This window comes from Bartonella sp. AD328YNZD, from assembly GCF_042196425.1.
Genome location: NZ_JBHIQG010000706.1, coordinates 1 through 747, shown reverse-complemented (window position 1 = coordinate 747; position 747 = coordinate 1). Strand labels below are relative to the sequence as shown.

Here is a 747-nt window from a genome sequence, read left to right as displayed (position 1 = left end):
TTTCACTTGCAATAATAATGGAGAAAGGGAGGTGAAGTATGTCAACTAAGTTGCCATGGACGAGGCTTTTTGCAGACCAGTGGGCAATAGTTGTTGATTATTTGCCTGCTGTAGAGGGCAATATCTATATGCGATTACGGTTACGTATGTTGCGTACTGGTGAACCTCTTTTTTATAATATTAAAGTTTTATCTCATTACACTGGTTATTCAGTGAAGAAGTTTGAAGCGGCACTGAATGTTTTGCTTGAAGAAGGATATCTCATTCGTTTAGCAGATGGTCGCTTGTGGAGTTTACAGGTTGAAGAGGAATTAAAAGAAGCAGCTTTTATTGAAGAGCAGGAGGGTAATTATGGCAAATAAATTACCTTGGGTACGTAATTTTTATCAAGAGTGGATTATGGACTTTGCTGGCACTGATGCAGCAGAAAAAGCCACTTATAGTACACTCACTGCTTTTATGTATAGAACTTGTGAACCTCTTTATGATGATGCCTCTGTTTTAGCACGTGCTGTTGGCTGTTCAGTACAAACTTTTAAAAAATCATTAGAAAAACTCATTCGAAAAAAATTAATTATCCGCTTGGAAAATGGAAATTTATGGAGTGCACAAGTTGAAGAAGAGTTACTAAATTGCAATGAGAATTTAGAAAAATCTTCAGAAAAGGCATCAAAAGCAGCAAAAGCTAGATGGGATAAAAACAAAGATAAAAGTAATGATGATGCACGTGCAATGCATGAGCAATGC

2 protein-coding genes are annotated in these 747 nt (G+C 36.5%); both read left to right on the top strand.

Annotation, left to right across the window (positions count from 1 at the left end):
• The first annotated feature begins 38 nt into the window (after window positions 1-38).
• The gene (locus tag ACFIO3_RS14590) at window positions 39-362 is read left to right on the top strand and encodes a DUF1376 domain-containing protein (RefSeq protein ID WP_375608851.1); all 324 of its coding nucleotides are present in this window, start codon (window positions 39-41) and stop codon (window positions 360-362) included.
• A partial coding sequence (locus tag ACFIO3_RS14585; RefSeq protein ID WP_375614282.1) for a DUF1376 domain-containing protein occupies window positions 352-747 on the top strand: 396 nt, incomplete at its 3' end. The genes ACFIO3_RS14590 and ACFIO3_RS14585, both read left to right, overlap by 11 nt.